A 255-nucleotide genomic window follows, 5' to 3' on the forward strand; every position below is an offset into this window, starting at 1 on the left:
TCTGCTTGTCGTCGGCGTTGGGGGTGGTGATTTCGATGGTGCGCCAGTCGTTCTTGCCGCTCTTGGTGTTGAGGGCCTTGGTGATGAGGTGGGCGCTGTCGGTGCCGTTCTCGGTGGTGCCCATCTCGCGGGCGAGGTCGTCCTGGGAGACGTCCTTGTTCAGGGTGGTGAGGGCGTTACGGGCGGCGGCGGGGCCGCAGTAGTAGAAGTTCGGCTGCGCCTCGTAACGCACGTTCAGTTCCCGCTGGCCCTTGC

Annotated in this window: 1 protein-coding gene; it reads right to left on the reverse strand. The window is 65.1% G+C overall.

Annotated features, from left to right (window positions below):
• On the reverse strand, nt 1–255 hold a 255-nt coding region (locus QSK20_RS32030; protein WP_285792337.1), incomplete at both ends, for a C39 family peptidase.

It is taken from the genome of Micromonospora sp. NBRC 101691, assembly GCF_030269285.1.
Lineage (GTDB): Bacteria > Actinomycetota > Actinomycetes > Mycobacteriales > Micromonosporaceae > Micromonospora > Micromonospora echinospora.